We start from the raw sequence: 16,086 nt of genomic DNA, 5'->3' as shown, positions 1-16,086 counted from the left end.
GAAAACCGCCTTGTCGACCATCACCCGGCTGTCCGCCGCCGATTTCCGCGACAACGTGAAGGAACTGGCCGACCTCCTCGTCGATGTCGTCGACGGCGGCTTCTCGCTCGGGTTCCTCGAACCCTTCGACCAGGACGCGGCTGTGGCCTGGTGGGAGACCCGGGAACCCGCGATCGCCGACGGCAGCCTGATCGTCTGGGCCGCCCACGGTCCCGACGGCATCGCCGGCACCGTCAGTCTCGCGCTGGAATCCAAGCCCAACGGCCGGCACCGCGCCGAGATCGTCAAGCTCATGGTGCACCGCGACGCCCGCGGCCAGGGGCTTGGCCGCGAACTGCTTGCCACCGCCGAACGGGCCGCCGCCAGCGCGGGCGCCATCCTGCTGCTCCTGGACACCGCCACCGGCAGTCCTGCCGAGGGGCTCTACCTCGCCGCCGGTTGGACGCGGTTCGGCATCGTGCCCGGCTACGCGGCCGACCCGGCCGGTCGCCTCGAAGACGGCAGCTTCTTCTACAAGCAACTCGCCTGAAGAAATAATGGAGTCGACTCCAATATTGGAGTCGAGTTAAGCTTGTGGCATGACCGAGGGGCTGCGGGAGCGCAAGAAGCGCCAGACACGGCAGCGGATCACCGAGGTGGCCATGGGCCTGTTCGTCGAGCGCGGCTTCGAGCACGTCACGATCACGGAGGTCGCCGCGGCCGCCGAGGTGTCGGCGAACACCGTCTACAACTACTTCCCGGCCAAGGAAGACCTCGTCCTGCCGCCGGACGAAGCGTCCCCGCAACGACTCGCCGACATGGTGCGGCAACGCCGCGTCGGCGAGTCCGCGGCGGACGCGATCCTGCGCGAGTTGCGCGAGGAGGTGCACCGCCGCGACCGCAAGGTCGGGTTGACCGGGGGTTTCGGCCGCGTCTTCGACATGATGCGGGCCGCGCCCACGCTCCTCGCCCGGCTCGAGTCCCTCGGCCAGCAGATGACCGACGCGCTCGCCGCCGTCCTCGCCGAGGAGACCGGCGCCGCACCGGACGACCAGCTGCCCCGGGTGATCGCCCACCAACTGGGCTGCTTCCACTCCCTGGTGTTCGCCGAGATCGGCAAGCGCCTCACGGCCGGCGAGAGCCCCGACGCGATCGCCGAGGCCACGCTGGATCTGCTGACCACCATCGAGGACGTGCTCGGCGACCGCGTTCTCGCCTACGCCATGCGAAAGGACCAACCGTGTTCCGAGTGACGATCCGAGGCAAGTTCGACGGGCTCAGCGAGGCCGGGCGCGCCGCTGTCCTGGCGACCACCGACACCGCTTTCACCGAGGCGGGCACGTTCACCCACGACGGCACCGTTTCGGCGTTCACCTTCCGCTGCCAGGTTCCGGCGGAACGCGACGACGACGGCGAGCGGGAGGCGACCCAGCGCGCGCTGGCGGCGCTGGACGCCCACGGCCACCCGTACCAGGTCCTGCGGACGGCGGTGACCGACATGCGCCAGATCAAGATCCGCCGGAAGGGCCGCAAGCCCTGACCCGGCGCTGCCGGATCACTCGTCGATGTCGAGGGCTCCGGCGATGGCCCGGGGCACCGGGTAGACCCGCTCCGGAGGAAGCAGCCGCTTCGCCTTCACGGACTGCCCGACCCATTCCTCAGCGAACCTGCCGCTCAGATCCCGGCCGATGCCGACCTGGATGCTGTAGTGGTTGAGCGCCGCGCATTGAGCGTTCGGGGTCCCACTGGACGTGGACCGCGGCACACGCGACCGCCTCCGGATCAGCGGTCGGCGGCACGGCCCGGGACAGGGCTTCTTCCCACCCCTGCCGGGTGATCCGCACCGCGAGGATGCGTTGCTGCCCGGCCTTCTGCGCCCAGCCGCTGCGGCGCATGAGCCACAGGAACGATGGCTTGATCCATGTCATCCGGTTGAACGAGAACGGTGGGACGAACCGGTTGGCGCGCAGGGCCGGGTCGGCGACGGCCGGCGAGTACGCTTGGTAGACGACGATCGTGCGAGCGTCATAATCGCAGCGAATCTGGCGCTGGCGCAACATGCGTCGCACTCTGTCAACCGGATGTTCCTTCCAGTCACCGAATATTCGGTGGATGCGCGCGTGGCCGGCTGGGAAGATCGGCCGCATGTCGGCGAGTTCGTTCGAGGAGTTGGTGGCCGAGGCGTCGGCCGCACCGGTCGATGGGTGGGACTTCTCCTGGTTGGACGGTCGCGCGACCGAGCAGCGCCCGTCATGGGGTTACCAGCGGCTGCTGGGCGACCGGCTGGGTGCCGCGTCGGCCGCGCTGGACGTGCAGACCGGCGGCGGCGAGGTGCTGGCCGGCGCCGGGAACTTCCCCGCCGCGATGGCCGCGACGGAGTCCTGGCCGCCGAACATCGCCAAGGCCACCGAGCTGCTGCACCCGTTGGGCGCGGTGGTCGTGGCAGCCCGGGACGAGCCGCCACTGCCGTTCGCCGACGCGGCGTTCGACCTTGTCACCAGCCGTCATCCGGCGACCGTGTGGTGGGCGGAGATCGCCCGGGTCCTGCGGCCCGGGGGAACCTACTTCGCCCAGCACGTCGGCCCGGAGACCGTGTTCGAGCTCGTGGAGTTCTTCCTCGGGCCGCTGTCCGAAGACATCCGCCGCAAGCGCCATCCCGACGTCGAGAGGGCCGAAGCCGAGGCAGCCGGACTGGACGTCGTCGACAGGCGCCTGGAGCGGTTGCGGATGGAGTTCTTCGACGTCGGCGCCGTCATCTACTTCCTGCGCAAGGTGATCTGGACGGTGCCGGACTTCACCGTCGACCGCTACCGGGACCGGCTGCGCGAGTTGCACGAGCGGATCCAGCGCGAAGGCCCGTTCATCGCCCACTCGACCCGGGTTCTCATCGAGGCTCGCAAACCGGCCTGATTTTCGTCACCGTGACTCAAGATTCCCGCCTCGCTCCACTGGGGAATCGTGGCCCTTCGGGCGAACCCAAGCGATTCGGCGATGACTTCCACCGGCAGCGGAAGTCCACCTCCACGAGGAGGTTCACATGCGCAAGCTCGTAGTCACTGAGAACAGTACCGTCGACGGCGTGATCGACATGGCGGGCGGCTGGTTCGATCCCCTGGACAACGAGGTCGACCGGTCCGACATCACCGCGGCGCTCACCGAACAACGCGAAGCGGCCGACGCCCTGCTGGTCGGCCGCAACACCTTCGTGGCTTTCCGGGAGTTCTGGCCGAAGCAGACCGACGACACCACCGGCGTCTCCGACTACCTGAACGCGGTGGACAAGTACGTCGTGTCGAGCACGTTGACCGAACCCGGCTGGCAGAACTCCACGGTGCTGCGCGGACCGCTCGTCGACGAGGTCGCGGCGCTGAAAGCGGCACCGGGCGGGGACATCGTCGCAACCGGCAGCATCCAGCTCGTCCACGCGTTGATCGCGGCGAACCTGGTCGACGAGTACCGGTTGTTCGTCTTCCCGGTGGCCGTCGGTCACGGAGCCCACCTGTTCGACTCGGCCCGTGTGGATCTCGAGCTGCTGGAGACGCGCCCATTCACCTCTGGCGTCGTACTCCTGCGCTACGCGCCGAAACGCTAGCCGGATCGGCAAGACCGACCAGAACGATCCCGTTGATCATTTCCGTCACCGTGACGGAAATGATCAACGGGATCACTCGGGCGAATTCGGGGTCGTTTCGCGGGTTTCACTGGTCGCTCCCGCGACGAGGTGGGCCGGGTCGCGGGTCAGCGACACCGCGACGTGGTCGTAGAGCTGGGTGACCGCCGCCGAGGAGTGCCCGAGCGCGTCGCGCCGGTCTTCCAGCGCCGCTCCCCTTTCCCGGGCGATGGTGTTGAAGGTGTGCCGCATCGAGTGCGGCGTGATCCGTTGCGGCATCGGCACGCCGGCTTCGGCGGCCATCGTCTGCACCAGCCGGAAGACCTGGTGGCGGTTGATGCGCTCGCAGTGCCGGGTCACCACCAGGGCGCCGGTGTCGGCGTCCGGCCGCTGCGCCAGATAGGCGTCCAGGACCGGGACCAGCGGCGCCGGGATGGGCCGGGTGCGGACCTTGCCGCCCTTCATGCGCACGGTCAGCACCCGGAGGCCGTCGCGCTGCCCGAGGTCGGCCAGATCGGCGTGGCACAGCTCCGAGACGCGAATGCCCAGATCGATCAGCAGCATCATCACGAGTGCGACCGCCTCGGGCGCGAGGCTGCGATGCCGGTAGTCCCGGCTGGCGGTCAGCATCTGCGCGGCCTGGCGCTCGGAGACGCTGGCGGTCGGCGAGTGCTGCCTGTCGTAACGGGGCCGCGCGGCGTCGCGAGCCGGGTTGGCGTCGATCGCCCCGGCGCGCACGAGGAAGGTGTACCAACTGGAGACGGCGGCGATTTTCCGCGCCCGGGTGCTGGCCGCGAACGCGCGCCCGGTGCGCGGGTTGGTCGCCGCGGCGAGCTCGGCGCCGTACATCTGCACCTCCGGGAGGCGCACGTCGAGCGGATCGAGTTCCCGGCGCGTGCACCACTCCACGTACTCACGGAGATCTCGCGCATAGGCGGCGCGGGTGGCTCCGGAGTCCGCGAACGAGCCCAGCCACGCCGCGATCAACGCGCCCACGGTGTGGCCTGTGCGCGTGGGCGTGGCCAGGAGTTCCGTTTGCGCCTCTCGGCCGACGACTGACGCCCGCGCTTCCCCGGTGATGCTCACCGAACCAGTTTACCGCACATAAGCGCGATTATGCGCGGTGCATTGGGAGGCGTTTCTCGAATCAAAATTCTGTTTCGTTTGGTTAGTAACGTTATTTTCAATAGTGTTACGTAATCTGCGCGGAGGCGCTGCCGGAGCCGCGGCCGGACCGGGTTCGGGACGCCGTGGCCGCCGGTTAAGGTCCGGTGTTGGTTGCGGGAACCGGAGGTGGGAGTTGGCGGGGAACCGGCCGAGCGCGGAGGAGTTGGCCGCGGCGGAGGGGGCGAGGATTCCGGACGTCCTCTCCCCCGGTTTGCGGGTGCTGTTCTGCGGGATCAATCCGGGTCTGTGGTCGGGAGCCACCGGCCACCACTTCGCGCGGCCGGGCAACCGGTTCTGGCCCGCGTTGCACGCCTCGGGCTTCACGCCGCGCCTGCTGCAGCCGCACGAGCAGGGTGAGCTGCCCGCGTTGGGGCTGGGCATCACCAACTTCGTCGCGCGGGCCAGTGCTCGCGCGGCCGAGCTCAACGACGACGAGTTGAGAGCCGGCGGGCAGGTGCTGGTGGAGAAAGTGCGCCGGTTCCAGCCCGCGTGGGTGGCGGTGGTGGGGATCACCGCGTATCGGACGGCGTTCGGCGAACGGCGGGCGACGGTCGGGCCACAGGACCGGCGGATCGAGGGCGCGCGGGTGTGGGTGCTGCCGAATCCCAGCGGCCTCAACGCGCACTGGACCGCGGGCACGCTGGCCGCGGAGTTCCGCCAGTTGCGGCAGGTCTCGCTGCCCGGCGAGCCGCCGCAACCGGATTCCGGCGCACCGCAGGGCTGACCGGCACCCGAAAACCGCCCCGGATGGCGCCTAACGAGGGCAGGACCGATGGGTTTCGCCGTCGCTTGGCGGATCTTGATTACGCCGGATGGCCGCTTCGGGACTCGCTGTGATCACGCAGCGAGACATACGGAACACGGGGGTGTGCTTTATCTGTCCGTTACCGGTAGGGTCTGACCCGCCGGTGAGGGAAGCCCCTGATCCGGTGACATTGGCCCCTTGCTCCCCCGCAGAGTCGATACGGATGACTATTCAAGACGACCTTGCTCGACCGTGGTTCCAGCCCGTGCTCCAGTCGGAAGCGCAGCAGCCGCGACTGGACTCGGGACCTCCGACTACCCGCATCGTGGGCCAGCTGCCCCTGGACGAGGTGGTCGTTCCGGCCCGCCCGGCGGCTTCGCCGCCGCCGATGGCCGACGCCCCATCCAGGGTGGAGGTCACCCAGCCCTACATTCCCGCGATCCGCGACGAGCAGCCGGAGTTCGCCAAGCTGCTCAACCCCGACCCGCCGGCGCCGGCCGCGGGGATGACGGGTCCGCAACCGCAGGCGTCGGTGACGGCCCCGACCGAGCGGGTCAAGCCGGTGACATCGGCTCCGCCCGCCCCGGTGAAGAAGCGCAGCCTGGTTCGCCGGGTAGTGCGCCGTATCATCGGCCCTGATCTGCTGCGCAAGGATCCGCCGAAGAAGAAGCGGTAAGAGCAGCGCGAGGCGGTGGCCTTGGCACTGGCGCAGACCTGCATCCTGCGCCGGTGCCAGGGCCACTGTTGTTTTCCCGCCGAAACGCCGACAACCCGGCACGGCCCGGAACTCCCGAAGCTGACCCGAGCCGCAAAGTCAGGGCCTGCTGCTGTTCAGGCGTGGCGCGGCCCTACGGTTACGGCTTGTGCGCCGTGAGTGCTCGTCGGACGAGCTGGCCGGGTCGTGGACACTGGTTGGCGAGGACTGGAAGCTGGTGGGCAACAAGTCGGGGTAACGGCTGGGTTTCGCCGTGCTGCTGAAAACGTGTCCTAGGGCGGTATCCCCGCCTTTTCCTGATGTACGTCCAGGCGCTGACAAGCGGCGCACAACGCGCTGTCATGCGCCTTGGGACCTGCACGAACTGCGCCACTCCGCGCCGACCCACCTCGGCGAGGCCGGCGCCTCCCTATTGCTGTTGATGGCAAAGTCCCGGCACAAGAAGCCGGAGAACGTCGGCCGCTACTTCGAACCATCGGCCGAGGTCATGGGGGTTGAGGAACATCGGAACGAAAACTAGCGCTAAGCCTTGAAATTGCTGGTCAGCGAGCTGTGAGCGCGTCACCTCGAAGATTATTTGTGATCCGCAGCACAAGGGCGGTCGCCGAATATCCGGGCGGATTCGGTTGATCAGCGATGATCTGGCCCGCGGCTGGCTATTCGGTTTCCAAGGACTGGAGTACTTGGTTTTGGAGGCGCTGGCGTAGGTCGGCTTCTTCGGGCGTCTGCGGATCATCGGGGCGCCGGATGCGGACGCGTTTGGGGCTGATCGGCAGGTCGTCGTCGGCTGCGGCTTCCTCGGCTTCGGCGAGTGCCCGGTACAGCGAGGCGACCGAGGGGATTGGTCCGCTTTCTTGCCGGTTTTGATGGTGAGTTTCTTCGCGATCTCGCCGACGGGGACGCCCTTGGCCTTCAGGGCGAGTGCGAAGGTGAGCGAGTCGTCGTCGATGACCTTCGGTCGGCCGCCGTGGTTGCCTTTCGCGGCGGCGGCCTGCTGGCCTTCGAGGGTCTTCTTTCGGATGTAGTTGCGGTCGAGCTCAGTGCCGACCGCGAGCACCGCGAAGAGTATCGAGCCAGCGCCGCGTGGGTCGTAGCTGCCGGTCAGCGGCCCGGTGAGCATCTCCAGCCCGATCCCGCCGGCCTGCAGCGTCGCCGACAGGGTCATCAGCTCGGCGGCGTTGCGGGCGAGGCGTTTCATCTCGTGCACGGTGAGCACGACCTGCTGGCGCTGGGCGGCTTGCTTGATCTCGTGGGCGAGGGCGAGGGCTTTTTCGAACTCGGGCCGGGTCTTGATCCGGGTGCTGATCTTCTCCGAGAACACCCGCGTGCACTGGGCCCGGGCGAGCGCGTCGAGCTGGCTCACTGCGCGACGAGCTCGCCGTCGCGGTGCCCGCTGACCGCGGCCCCGGCAAACCCTGGAAACCCGGACATCTGGCCCCGTGGCCGAACCGGACGAGGTCAGCACCGACGGACATCCGGATCGGTTACGCCCGTTGCAGCTCTGCCACACAGGAGCTGCAACGGCGAATGACCGTCCTGCTGCGCAGCGCGGCGGCGGGCCGCGGAGTCAGCTGACGCGGCGATAGCGGATGTGAGTGGTCAGCGGTGAGTGAAGCACCTCGGCGGGCTCGAAGCCGAAGGATTCAACCCCGTCGAAGATGCGCTCGCCCGATCCGAGCAGGACGGGTGCAATGTCGAGGGTGAGCTCGTCGATCACCCCGGCGGCCAGTGCCTGCCGGACGGTCGAGGCACCGCCAGCGATGTCCACCCCGTTGTCCCCGGCGGCCTCACACGCTGCGGAGTAGGCCGCGTCGAAGCCCTCGGTGACGAAGTGGAACGTCGTCCCGCCGTCCATCTGGATCGGATCACGGCGGTGATGGGTCAGCACGAAAACCGGCGCGTGATACGGCGGTTCGGAGCCCCACCAGCCCGACCAGTCCTCATCCCAGTCCCCGCGGATCGGCCCGAACATGTTCCGCCCCATCACATACGCACCCCGAGGGCGCATGAGCCATTCGTTCGCGATCTTGTCAGCGTCGTTGGCCCGCGGGTCGCCGATGTGCCAGCCGTGCAGCTCCTGCCCCCGTTTCCCGAGAGGGTCCTCCCGGCTCTGCTCCGGCCCGGCGACAAAGCCGTCCAGTGAGATCGACATGTGGCAAGTGGTGTCCGGCACCGCGAACCTCCTGAGTGATTGCGACTTGCAAGCGGTCCTGCGGAAGATAGCAGGTGATGAACCGCAAGTGCTATATACGGCATGGTGAGGAGGAGATCAGACCAACCGCGCTCGGCTGCGCGATCAACGCCGCGGTGGAGGTGATCGGCGACCGCTGGTCGCTGCTGGTCCTGCGCGATGTCATGTTCGGCAACCGGCGGCACTTCCGCGTCCTGCAGGAACGCTCCGAAGAGGCAATCGCCTCGAACATCCTCGCCGACCGCCTCCGGCGGCTGGTCCCGGCGGCCTGCTCACCCGGGCGCAGGCCGGCCGCGGCCGATGCGCCGAATACGGTCTCACCGAGGCCGCGATCCAGCTCGTCCCCGTCATGGCCGCACTCGGCCAATGGGGCGCACGCCACCGCGCCACAACGCCATCGCTACGAGTACGGGCCGAGCTGCTGTGGAATTGCTCCAGCACGCGGAAGGTGTACGCGCGCCAGTCCACGCAGCCCGGCTCCACCTCCGGCGCGTTGAGCACGAGTCGCCGCCATGAGCCGATCAGCAGCTGATCGTCGATCTCGCTGCGGGCGACCTTGTTGCGGCCGCCGTCCCACAGCTTGGGTAGGTCCCCCAGCGCGGCGAGCACCCTGGTGCCGTCGGGGCGGCGTCGAAGCGGATCACCTCGCACAACCGCGGCAGGAACGGCCGCACTGTGGCGAACCGCTTGACCAGCTCGGACCGCCACGCCTCATCGGCATCCGAGTCCGGCGGTCCGGCCAGCTCCACCACCGCGACCAGGGCCGCCGCCAGCTCCGAGCGGGGCACCACGGCCTCGATCTCGGCCCACACCTGCCCCAGGCTCACCGGCTCGACCACATCACCGGCATCGGCGGCCTGCTCGGCCAAGTCGTCGTGAGCGCCGGTGACCTCCCACAGCACCCCGAACGCCGCCGCCAGCTTCGCCGATGCCTTCCCGAGTTTGGGCAGGGTGCGCAGCTTCTCCTTGGCCGACTCCCGCTCGGCGCGGGCAAGCAGCTTCGAGGAGATCAGCACATCCAGCAGGTCCAGGGCGTCGTCGACCGCTCGGGTTTGCAGGTAGACCACGGTGGCCAGCAGTGTCGGCAGCCGCCGCGAGTCCCCGTGACGACGCAGCAAGCTGGCCTTGCCCTGCACGCCGTAGCGAGACAACTCGGCCAACCGCCGCGGCGGCACCACCACCTCGGTGTCGACCTCGGCGAACCCCAGCCCCAGGATCTCCGCGGCCCGCTGGAGCGCGTCGACCATCGCCGGACCGGACACACGTGTTGGCGGGCGCCGTAGCTTGTCCAGCTGCGAATTCCGGTGCTCCTCCGGAACTTCCAACAACCCGTCCAGGGCTCCGCGCTGCTCGTCATCGAGCAGCTGGTGCAGCGTCGCCCACAACCGTTGCGTCGCCACCTCCCGCCGCGAAGCGACCAGCCGCACCAGCGTTGTCATGCCCGGCAGTAGCTCCCGCCGTTCCCGCAGCCACGCCACCGCCGCATCGAACAGCGCCTTCGGGCCGTCGCCGGTAGTCCAGGACCGGGCCTCGATCCACTCGCCGAGCTCGTCCTCCACAGCGGAGAACTCCCGCCAGCCGCCGACCTGGCGTAGCTCCCAGACGTGCTCGAACCGCGTCTTTTCCCGTTCGCCGTAGGACTTCACGCACGACGCGTCTGCGATGCCGAGCTGCTCGGCGAGGTAGGCGACCAGCTCGACCGGCACGTCCAACGGGTCGTCGAGGAACGCACCGACGTTGCGAACGGTCGCGCACCCATGCGTTGGTTCAGAGAAGCCTGCAACATCGCCGGGACCAATCTCATCGAGGGCCACGAGCTGGTCTTCGCGCAACTTCAGGCCGATCACCCCGGCGAGAAGATCGACTACATCCACTGCGAACGGCGCGAGAACTTCTTCGACGTCTTCAGCCGCATCACCTTCACCGATTTCGGCCACCGCGAGCACGGCTTGCTGACCAACGACGTGATCGACCATCTCGGCGCCGACGGCATGTACCGCCGGTTTGAAGGCGAGGTCGAGCACCCGCAGAAGGAATCACGCTAAGACCCGGACGGTCCCTGGCGAGTGCCCGGATGCTGAAAACTCGCTGAGCAGTGACCGAAGCAAGCCCATCGGCGCCGGGATCAGTGATCCTTTCGCACAGAGGTCGTGTCGGCGTCGGCGGGGTTGCCGCTGGAGCCGACCGGCCGGAGCTCCGGAAGCGGGAGACCGAGTTCGTCGACGAGGACGGAGTGGTTCTCGTCGGGGGCGAAGGCGTGGCGTTCTCCCCACTGGCGCAGAGCCACGATGACGGTGAACAGGTCGCGCCCGGCAGGGGTGAGCGTGTAGAGCTGCCGCCTGCCCGATGGTGCGGTCTTCCGGTCGAGGATGCCTCGCTCGACCAGCCGGCGGAGCCGGTCGGTGAGGATGTTGCGGGCGATCCCGGTGCGCTGCTGGAAGTCGGTGAACGCTCGCGCGCCGTCCATGGCGTCGCGGACGATGAGCAGGCTCCAACGATCACCGATCAGGTCAAGCGTTCGCGCCACTGGGCAGGGCGGGTCCGTCCAGGCCACATCCTCGGCACTGCTCGCGGTCTGAATCACCATGCCCTCCCCGAAGAGTTGCTGTTTGAAACCATTCTGCCGTATCTTCGAATCAGTTGCAATTTGCTACTAATCGAAGGAGGACGGATGGGCCTGACCATTGGCCTTGGCCGAAGGACGTTGTTCGCCGCGGTCTGCGCGGTCGCCGTCGCGAGCATCTACGTCGCCCAGCCGGTTCTCGCCCAGATCGGAACCGACCTGGGCGTACCGGATGCCCACCTGGGATGGATCGTCGCCGCCGGGCAGCTCGGCTATCTGGCAGGGCTGGCCGCTCTCGTCCCGTTGGGCGACATGATCGATCGGCGCAAGCTCATAATGGGGCACCTTCTGCTGACCGCGGCAGGTGCGGCGCTGGCCGCGACAGCCACTCGGGCCTGGGTGCTGCTTGCCGGGCTGCTGGCCGCCGGCCTGTTCGCGGTCGTCGTCCAGACGACGGTCGCCTACGCCGCAGCACTGTCCATGCCCGAGGAACGCGGCCGCAACCTCGGCGCGGTGACCTCCGGTGTCGTCATCGGCATTCTCGGGGCACGTGTCGCGGCCGGCGCCCTAGCCGCGGTATGGGGCTGGCGCAGCGTGTACGTCGCGCTCGCCGTGCTCCTGGTGACGCTGGCGTGCCTTGTCCTGAAGACCCTGCCGCCGGACACGCGCGCCGACCGCACCACGTATCGACAGGTGCTGGCGTCGCTGGGCGGACTGTTCCGCGAGCGCCTGTTCATCTCGCGCGGGCTGATCGCGTTCTTCCTGTTCGCGTCCTTCGGCACGCTGTGGAGCGGCCTGGCGCTACCGCTCGCAGCCGCCCCGTGGCATCTGAGCACGGCGCCGATCGGCCTGTTCGGCCTTGCCGGCCTGGTCGGCGCGCTTGGCGCCGCCCGGGCGGGACGCTGGGCCGACGCCGGATTCACGAGCGCCGTCACCGGCGGAGCACTCGTCCTCCTCGCCGCCTCATGGCTGGCCATCGGACAAGCGGCGTGGTCACTGTGGCTCGTCGTCATCGGCGTGGTCGTGCTCGATTTCGCCGTCCAAGCCGTGCACGTGAGCAACCAGCACCTGCTCACCATGACCCACCCGGACCGCACCAGCAGCGTCGTCGGCGGCTACATGATCTTCTACTCCCTCGGGTCCGCGCTCGGCGCCACCACGACGACCACCGTGTTCGCCGACGCCGGATGGGCCGGCTCCAGCATCCTCGGCGCAGCCTTCGCTGCCTGCGCGCTCGTGGTCTGGGCATTTAGCCGTCGTGTGGCGACCGACCCGCGCCTGCCTCTGAACGACCCGCAGAAAGCGAGCCGGGCATGACGCTTTGGCCGGACCCGGCGACTACGAACACTCCGCAATTTGCATAACGGACGTTGCGTGAAATCTTGGGGCTCGGTACGGTGCCTCCATCGGCCGGCGCGCACGCCGGGATTCCTGACCAGCACGAACGGCGCTGCGGTGCTTGGCGGCCGGATTCCGGGGGCGTCGATCCCGGGTTGAACCACATCAGCCGAGAGCACGCGGGAGGAACTCGAGTTGGTCGCCACGGGGTACACGGAAATGAAGTACGGGGAGGTCACCGTGCTCATCGGAGCGGAGCGGGGCGCCTACCCGTTCGGCAACTCGCTGGTGGTGCGCGGCAGCGACGCCGCGTTGGTCGTCGATCCCTCGTTGTCGTTGGTCGAAGCGGCGCCACCCGCGGACGTGGTCCTCGTGAGTCACGCGCATGAGGACCACGTCGCCGGTCTCGGGAGCTACGACGTGCCGGTCCACATCCACGAGGCGGACATCGACGGCCTGCGATCTCGCGAGGTGATGGTCGCCGGGTTCGGTCTTCCTCCCGAGGCCATCGACGATGCCGACCGGAAGCTGCGGGATCTTTTCCACGTGAACGGTCGTCCGGATGCGCTGGAGTTCACAGACGGAGCCGTGTTCGACCTCGGTGGGCGCACCGTGACCGTGGTGCACCTTCCCGGTCATACGGCGGGTCACTGCGGTTTCCTGGTCGAGCCGGACGGATTCCTGTTCGTGGCGGATGTCGACCTGACGTCGTTCGGTCCCTACTACGGCGACGTCGGCAGCAGTCTCGTGGACTTCGAGGAGTCCATGCGCCGGTGCCGGGAGATCGACGCCCGCTGGTACGGCACGTCGCATCAGAAGGGTGTGATCGAGGGTGCCGATGAGTTTTGCAGGCGACTCGATGCCTTTGCCGGTGTGGTGGAGAAGCGGGACGCGGTGCTGCTGGGGCTGCTCGGTGAACCGCGGACTGTCGCGGAGATCGTCGAGCACCGGCTGGTCTACCGGCCGCATGTGGAAGGCGCGCACGTGAATCCGGTCGAGCGGAGGACGGCGATGCGGCACCTGGACCGTTTGATCGGCAAGGGGCTGGCCGAGGAAGTCGAGCAAGGCCGGTTCCTCGCGACGTAGCGCTCGACTGCATGGGGCACCCACGGACGTTGACCAACGTTCTGCGACTACGACATGCTCCGAGGTCGTGGCCGTTCGACGTTGGCACACCGCGGTTCCAGTCTCAGTTGGGGATGACCGGAACGTACAGGTGTGAGGCGTAGTCACCGCCGAGGTGGATGGTGGCACCGTGTCCGCTCTTGCGGTCGTCCAGGTCGTTGTGGGCGAGCAGCCCCATGTTGTCGTCGTCGGCCTGGACGCGCAGTTGGAGGCGTTGCCCGGGTCCGAGCGTGATGGAGGTAGGCCAGATCTCCACTGCGAGCAGGGTCGGCACGCCAGGTTCGAGGGGCTGGATCTCGTCGTGGCTGTGCCACGGGCGGTGCGGAAGGGTGCGTTCGGGGTCGAGTTTGCGGTGGGAGGCGCGCAGCCAGCCGATGCCCATCGGCACCGGCGTGGCTGCCCCGCCGGGACCGATCGCGGGGATGCGCTGACCGTCGGCGTCGTACTGTTCGAGTTGGACGAAGACGTCCAGGTCGTCAGCGATGTACGAGACCCACAGCCGAAGGGCGAGCGGGCCGGTGAGTTCCAGCCGTTCGGTGGCGGTGAAGTCGAAGGTGGCCGGGTACGGCGCCCGGTCCTCGGCCGGCTGGTGCCAGCCGAGTTCCTTCTGCCCCAGGTAGAGTTGGCGCCATTGGGTTCGGGGAAGCGGCCAGTTCTTTTCGTCGCGCCATTCGACGTCGTGGCCGCGGCGGATCGCGAGCCGGACGGGTGGGATGCCGTCCATCGCGGTCTGGTCACCACCGAGGAAGCGTTGCAGGAACCGCAGCTGGAGGTCCTTGGCCCAGTCCGCGTAGTAGGGGTCGATGTGGGAGCCGACGTGGACCACGAGCCATTTGTGCTCGGAGGCGGCGTCGAGCCACCCTTCGATGTTGCCGCGTAGGTGCAGGTGGATTGAGCCCCAGTTCCCCGCCGACAGCACGGGTACCCGCACTTTGGCGAGGTCGACGGTTCGCTCGCGGTACCAGTCGTCGAGCAGCTCGTGCGATCTCAGGTCGTCGGGCATGCTGGCGTGGCCGGCGCCGTTGAGCTGCGGGATGATCTGCCGCTGCCACCAACTTTCGGTGGCGTTGGTGTAGATGCCGCCCTGACGGCCCCATTCCCGGTAGAAGTCGGTGCAACCCTCCCACGCGACGACCGCGGCCAAGTGCGGCGGCTGGAGCGCGGCGACGTGCCAGCCCATCATCGCGTACCAGGAGATGCCGCTGCTGGCGACCTTGCCGGTCGACCACGGCTGCACGCCGCACCATTCGATGACGTCGTAGAAGTCTTCGGCGTCCTTGCGGCTGAAGACGTCGAGGCGACCGGCGGACTTGCCGGTGCCGCGCGCGTCGGCTCGGACGACGGCATACCCGCGTTCGGTCCACCACTCCGGGTTCGGTGTCTCCCACACCATGTGGTCGCCCTGGTCGACCAGCTCGTACATGGGGTAGCGCTCCGGCCAGTGCACGTCCTTGCCATAGGGGCCCATCGAAGCGATCACGGGCACCGGTTGCTCGCCGTCGGGCCGGAACACGTCGATGACGATCGGTGTGCCGTCTCTGGTCGGGACGGTCACGTCGCGGTCGATTCGCATGGGTATCCCCCTCTTGTTGTGCGCCTCCGCCGGGCGACGGTGCCACCCGTGAAACGCGAACGCAAATTATCATTCGCATCACGGCCACCCCGACCACCCATCCCTCAGCGGGCAGTACCGTCAGACCGGTGAGCCAGCAGCACGCCGCCCCCTCCTTCCGCCCTCCGCAGCAAGCCCGCAGTCGAATGTCCCTGCAGAAGGTGCTGGCCGCCGCCGAGCACGTGCTGGCCACCGGCGGCATCGAGGAGTTCACGGTCGCAGCGGTCGCCGAGCAGGCCGGCGTGTCCGTTGGCGCGATCTACCGGCGGTTCACCGGCAAGGAGCAACTGCTCCACGCGGTCAAGGACCAGCTGCTCGGCCAGCTGGAAACCGGTGTCGCGGAGGCACTCCGTTCAGCGGAGTCCGGACTGGACGGCGTGGTCGCCGCGTTCACCCACGCGCTGGCGGGCACGTTCTCCCACCACGACCGGATCTTCCCCGGCCTGCTCAGCGGCCAACGCGCGGAAGGGGTCGAGCGCGGCCTGCAGGCGCTCGCGGCCATCCAGGACGCCCTCGCCGAGGCTGCCGAGCCGTATGGGGAGGACATCCGCAGGGCGGACCGCAGCCTGGCCCTGCGGGTGGCCGCCCGCACCATCACCAGTTCGTGCGTGCACCGGGCCGCCACCTGCCAGTCCTGGCCGGATGGGTTGACCTGGACCAGCTGGGCCGACGAGACCACCGAGATGGCCGTGGCCTACCTGACCTCCCCACAACGCACTGCACACCAGTGATCGTGTCCACATCGCCTACAAGACCCGAACGCCGATTAACCCCACATCACCCATGAGGCGACGCAGTCCTCACGTTCTGATCACGCCCCCGTTCGCGGGAGTCGCGTTATCGCGCCACCGCCGCGTGGGCGAGGAGTTCGCGGATCATGAGGCGGGTGTGCCCGGGGCGGGGGTGATCAAGGCGAGGGCGGCGTCGGTGAGGGCCTGGAGTCGTTTCGGGGTGAACCTCTGGGGTTCGAAGGGGTACATCATCATCCAGCCGTCGCCCATGGCGGCGAGTTGGTCGGCGAGCAGGTCGGCGGGGATGTCG

19 protein-coding genes are annotated in these 16,086 nt (G+C 68.4%); 12 read left to right on the top strand and 7 right to left on the bottom strand.

Going from position 1 to position 16,086, the window contains the following annotated elements; all coding sequences use genetic code 11:
- Positions 1-10 precede the first annotated feature (10 nt).
- The 3 genes from E1288_RS27920 to E1288_RS27910 are packed head-to-tail and all read left to right on the top strand — an operon-like array spanning position 11 to position 1,519.
- The gene (locus tag E1288_RS27920; RefSeq protein WP_132490129.1) at positions 11-529 is read left to right on the top strand and encodes a GNAT family N-acetyltransferase; all 519 of its coding nucleotides are present in this window, start codon (positions 11-13) and stop codon (positions 527-529) included.
- Positions 530-578: 49 nt separating this feature from the next.
- On the top strand, positions 579-1,232 hold the full coding sequence (locus E1288_RS27915; protein ID WP_132490127.1) for a TetR/AcrR family transcriptional regulator: 654 nt from the start codon (positions 579-581) through the stop codon (positions 1,230-1,232).
- On the top strand, positions 1,229-1,519 hold the full coding sequence (locus tag E1288_RS27910) for a DUF6204 family protein (protein ID WP_207954582.1): 291 nt from the start codon (positions 1,229-1,231) through the stop codon (positions 1,517-1,519). The genes E1288_RS27915 and E1288_RS27910 overlap by 4 nt, the downstream gene beginning before the upstream one ends.
- A gap of 118 nt (positions 1,520-1,637) precedes the next feature.
- Here E1288_RS27910 and E1288_RS27905 read toward each other — a convergent pair whose 3' ends face one another.
- On the bottom strand, positions 1,638-2,039 hold the full coding sequence (locus E1288_RS27905) for a DUF4291 family protein (RefSeq protein WP_235883852.1): 402 nt from the start codon (positions 2,037-2,039) through the stop codon (positions 1,638-1,640).
- Positions 2,040-2,124: 85 nt separating this feature from the next.
- Here E1288_RS27905 and E1288_RS27900 point away from each other — a divergent pair, with 85 nt between their 5' ends.
- Both E1288_RS27900 and E1288_RS27895 read left to right on the top strand, forming a co-directional pair.
- On the top strand, positions 2,125-2,889 hold the full coding sequence (locus E1288_RS27900) for a class I SAM-dependent methyltransferase (RefSeq protein WP_132490123.1): 765 nt from the start codon (positions 2,125-2,127) through the stop codon (positions 2,887-2,889).
- A gap of 127 nt (positions 2,890-3,016) precedes the next feature.
- On the top strand, positions 3,017-3,571 hold the full coding sequence (locus E1288_RS27895; protein ID WP_132490121.1) for a dihydrofolate reductase family protein: 555 nt from the start codon (positions 3,017-3,019) through the stop codon (positions 3,569-3,571).
- A 72-nt stretch (positions 3,572-3,643) separates the two neighbouring features.
- On the opposite strand, the gene E1288_RS27890 is transcribed toward E1288_RS27895, so the two are convergent.
- The gene (locus tag E1288_RS27890; RefSeq protein ID WP_132490119.1) at positions 3,644-4,675 is read right to left on the bottom strand and encodes a tyrosine-type recombinase/integrase; all 1,032 of its coding nucleotides are present in this window, start codon (positions 4,673-4,675) and stop codon (positions 3,644-3,646) included.
- A 214-nt stretch (positions 4,676-4,889) separates the two neighbouring features.
- Between E1288_RS27890 and mug the strand changes: the two genes are divergently transcribed.
- Complete coding sequence (gene mug, locus E1288_RS27885) at positions 4,890-5,480, top strand: G/U mismatch-specific DNA glycosylase (protein WP_132490117.1); 591 nt, start codon at positions 4,890-4,892, stop codon at positions 5,478-5,480.
- A gap of 346 nt (positions 5,481-5,826) precedes the next feature.
- Positions 5,827-6,177 carry a hypothetical protein gene (locus E1288_RS27880; protein WP_235883851.1) on the top strand — a complete coding sequence of 117 codons (351 nt, stop codon included), beginning with the start codon at positions 5,827-5,829 and terminating at the stop codon, positions 6,175-6,177.
- Positions 6,178-6,625: 448 nt separating this feature from the next.
- Here the strand turns inward: E1288_RS27880 and E1288_RS27870 are convergent, their stop codons facing one another.
- Both E1288_RS27870 and E1288_RS27865 read right to left on the bottom strand, forming a co-directional pair.
- Positions 6,626-7,579: a recombinase family protein gene (locus tag E1288_RS27870; RefSeq protein WP_207954581.1), complete on the bottom strand. Its 954-nt coding sequence runs from the start codon at positions 7,577-7,579 to the stop codon at positions 6,626-6,628.
- A 204-nt stretch (positions 7,580-7,783) separates the two neighbouring features.
- Positions 7,784-8,368 carry a dihydrofolate reductase family protein gene (locus E1288_RS27865; RefSeq protein ID WP_207954591.1) on the bottom strand — a complete coding sequence of 195 codons (585 nt, stop codon included), beginning with the start codon at positions 8,366-8,368 and terminating at the stop codon, positions 7,784-7,786.
- A 77-nt stretch (positions 8,369-8,445) separates the two neighbouring features.
- On the opposite strand from E1288_RS27865, the gene E1288_RS27860 reads away from it, so the two are divergent.
- Complete coding sequence (locus tag E1288_RS27860) at positions 8,446-8,904, top strand: winged helix-turn-helix transcriptional regulator (RefSeq protein ID WP_328592494.1); 459 nt, start codon at positions 8,446-8,448, stop codon at positions 8,902-8,904.
- Between the two features lie 24 nt (positions 8,905-8,928).
- Here E1288_RS27860 and E1288_RS27855 read toward each other — a convergent pair whose 3' ends face one another.
- On the bottom strand, positions 8,929-10,221 hold the full coding sequence (locus E1288_RS27855; RefSeq protein ID WP_408013968.1) for a DUF4158 domain-containing protein: 1,293 nt from the start codon (positions 10,219-10,221) through the stop codon (positions 8,929-8,931).
- Here E1288_RS27855 and E1288_RS27850 point away from each other — a divergent pair.
- The gene (locus E1288_RS27850) at positions 10,165-10,452 is read left to right on the top strand and encodes a hypothetical protein (protein ID WP_132490112.1); all 288 of its coding nucleotides are present in this window, start codon (positions 10,165-10,167) and stop codon (positions 10,450-10,452) included. The two genes, E1288_RS27855 and E1288_RS27850, sit on opposite strands and share 57 nt — an antisense overlap.
- An 80-nt stretch (positions 10,453-10,532) precedes the next feature.
- Here the strand turns inward: E1288_RS27850 and E1288_RS27845 are convergent, their stop codons facing one another.
- Positions 10,533-10,994: a winged helix-turn-helix transcriptional regulator gene (locus E1288_RS27845; protein WP_132490110.1), complete on the bottom strand. Its 462-nt coding sequence runs from the start codon at positions 10,992-10,994 to the stop codon at positions 10,533-10,535.
- An 84-nt stretch (positions 10,995-11,078) separates the two neighbouring features.
- On the opposite strand from E1288_RS27845, the gene E1288_RS27840 reads away from it, so the two are divergent.
- Both E1288_RS27840 and E1288_RS27835 read left to right on the top strand, forming a co-directional pair.
- Positions 11,079-12,287: an MFS transporter gene (locus E1288_RS27840; RefSeq protein WP_132490108.1), complete on the top strand. Its 1,209-nt coding sequence runs from the start codon at positions 11,079-11,081 to the stop codon at positions 12,285-12,287.
- 240 nt (positions 12,288-12,527) lie between these two features.
- Positions 12,528-13,394, top strand: a complete 867-nt coding sequence (locus tag E1288_RS27835; RefSeq protein ID WP_132490106.1) for an MBL fold metallo-hydrolase — start codon at positions 12,528-12,530, stop codon at positions 13,392-13,394.
- A 103-nt stretch (positions 13,395-13,497) separates the two neighbouring features.
- Here E1288_RS27835 and E1288_RS27830 read toward each other — a convergent pair whose 3' ends face one another.
- Positions 13,498-15,006: a CocE/NonD family hydrolase gene (locus E1288_RS27830; protein ID WP_132490104.1), complete on the bottom strand. Its 1,509-nt coding sequence runs from the start codon at positions 15,004-15,006 to the stop codon at positions 13,498-13,500.
- Between the two features lie 128 nt (positions 15,007-15,134).
- On the opposite strand from E1288_RS27830, the gene E1288_RS27825 reads away from it, so the two are divergent.
- Positions 15,135-15,776: a TetR/AcrR family transcriptional regulator gene (locus tag E1288_RS27825; protein WP_235883849.1), complete on the top strand. Its 642-nt coding sequence runs from the start codon at positions 15,135-15,137 to the stop codon at positions 15,774-15,776.
- Positions 15,777-16,086 lie beyond the last annotated feature (310 nt).

The sequence above is a fragment of the Saccharopolyspora elongata genome (assembly GCF_004348985.1).
GTDB classification, from domain to species: domain Bacteria; phylum Actinomycetota; class Actinomycetes; order Mycobacteriales; family Pseudonocardiaceae; genus Saccharopolyspora; species Saccharopolyspora elongata.
Note: the sequence above shows the minus strand (reverse complement) of the source record. Positions and strands in the feature narration are given on the sequence as shown.

What these genes read in the sequence shown, in the direction of transcription:
- E1288_RS27915 (WP_132490127.1), top strand. Translation starts at nt 579, where the DNA reads ATGACCGAGGGGCTGCGGGAGCGCAAGAAGCGCCAGACACGGCAGCGG.
- E1288_RS27905 (WP_235883852.1), bottom strand. Translation starts at nt 2,039, where the DNA reads ATGTTGCGCCAGCGCCAGATTCGCTGCGATTATGACGCTCGCACGATC.
- E1288_RS27900 (WP_132490123.1), top strand. Translation starts at nt 2,125, where the DNA reads ATGTCGGCGAGTTCGTTCGAGGAGTTGGTGGCCGAGGCGTCGGCCGCA.
- E1288_RS27895 (WP_132490121.1), top strand. Translation starts at nt 3,017, where the DNA reads ATGCGCAAGCTCGTAGTCACTGAGAACAGTACCGTCGACGGCGTGATC.
- E1288_RS27865 (WP_207954591.1), bottom strand. Translation starts at nt 8,368, where the DNA reads ATGTCGATCTCACTGGACGGCTTTGTCGCCGGGCCGGAGCAGAGCCGG.
- E1288_RS27860 (WP_328592494.1), top strand. Translation starts at nt 8,446, where the DNA reads ATGAACCGCAAGTGCTATATACGGCATGGTGAGGAGGAGATCAGACCA.
- E1288_RS27850 (WP_132490112.1), top strand. Translation starts at nt 10,165, where the DNA reads ATGCGTTGGTTCAGAGAAGCCTGCAACATCGCCGGGACCAATCTCATC.
- E1288_RS27845 (WP_132490110.1), bottom strand. Translation starts at nt 10,994, where the DNA reads ATGGTGATTCAGACCGCGAGCAGTGCCGAGGATGTGGCCTGGACGGAC.
- E1288_RS27840 (WP_132490108.1), top strand. Translation starts at nt 11,079, where the DNA reads ATGGGCCTGACCATTGGCCTTGGCCGAAGGACGTTGTTCGCCGCGGTC.
- E1288_RS27835 (WP_132490106.1), top strand. Translation starts at nt 12,528, where the DNA reads ATGAAGTACGGGGAGGTCACCGTGCTCATCGGAGCGGAGCGGGGCGCC.
- E1288_RS27830 (WP_132490104.1), bottom strand. Translation starts at nt 15,006, where the DNA reads ATGCGAATCGACCGCGACGTGACCGTCCCGACCAGAGACGGCACACCG.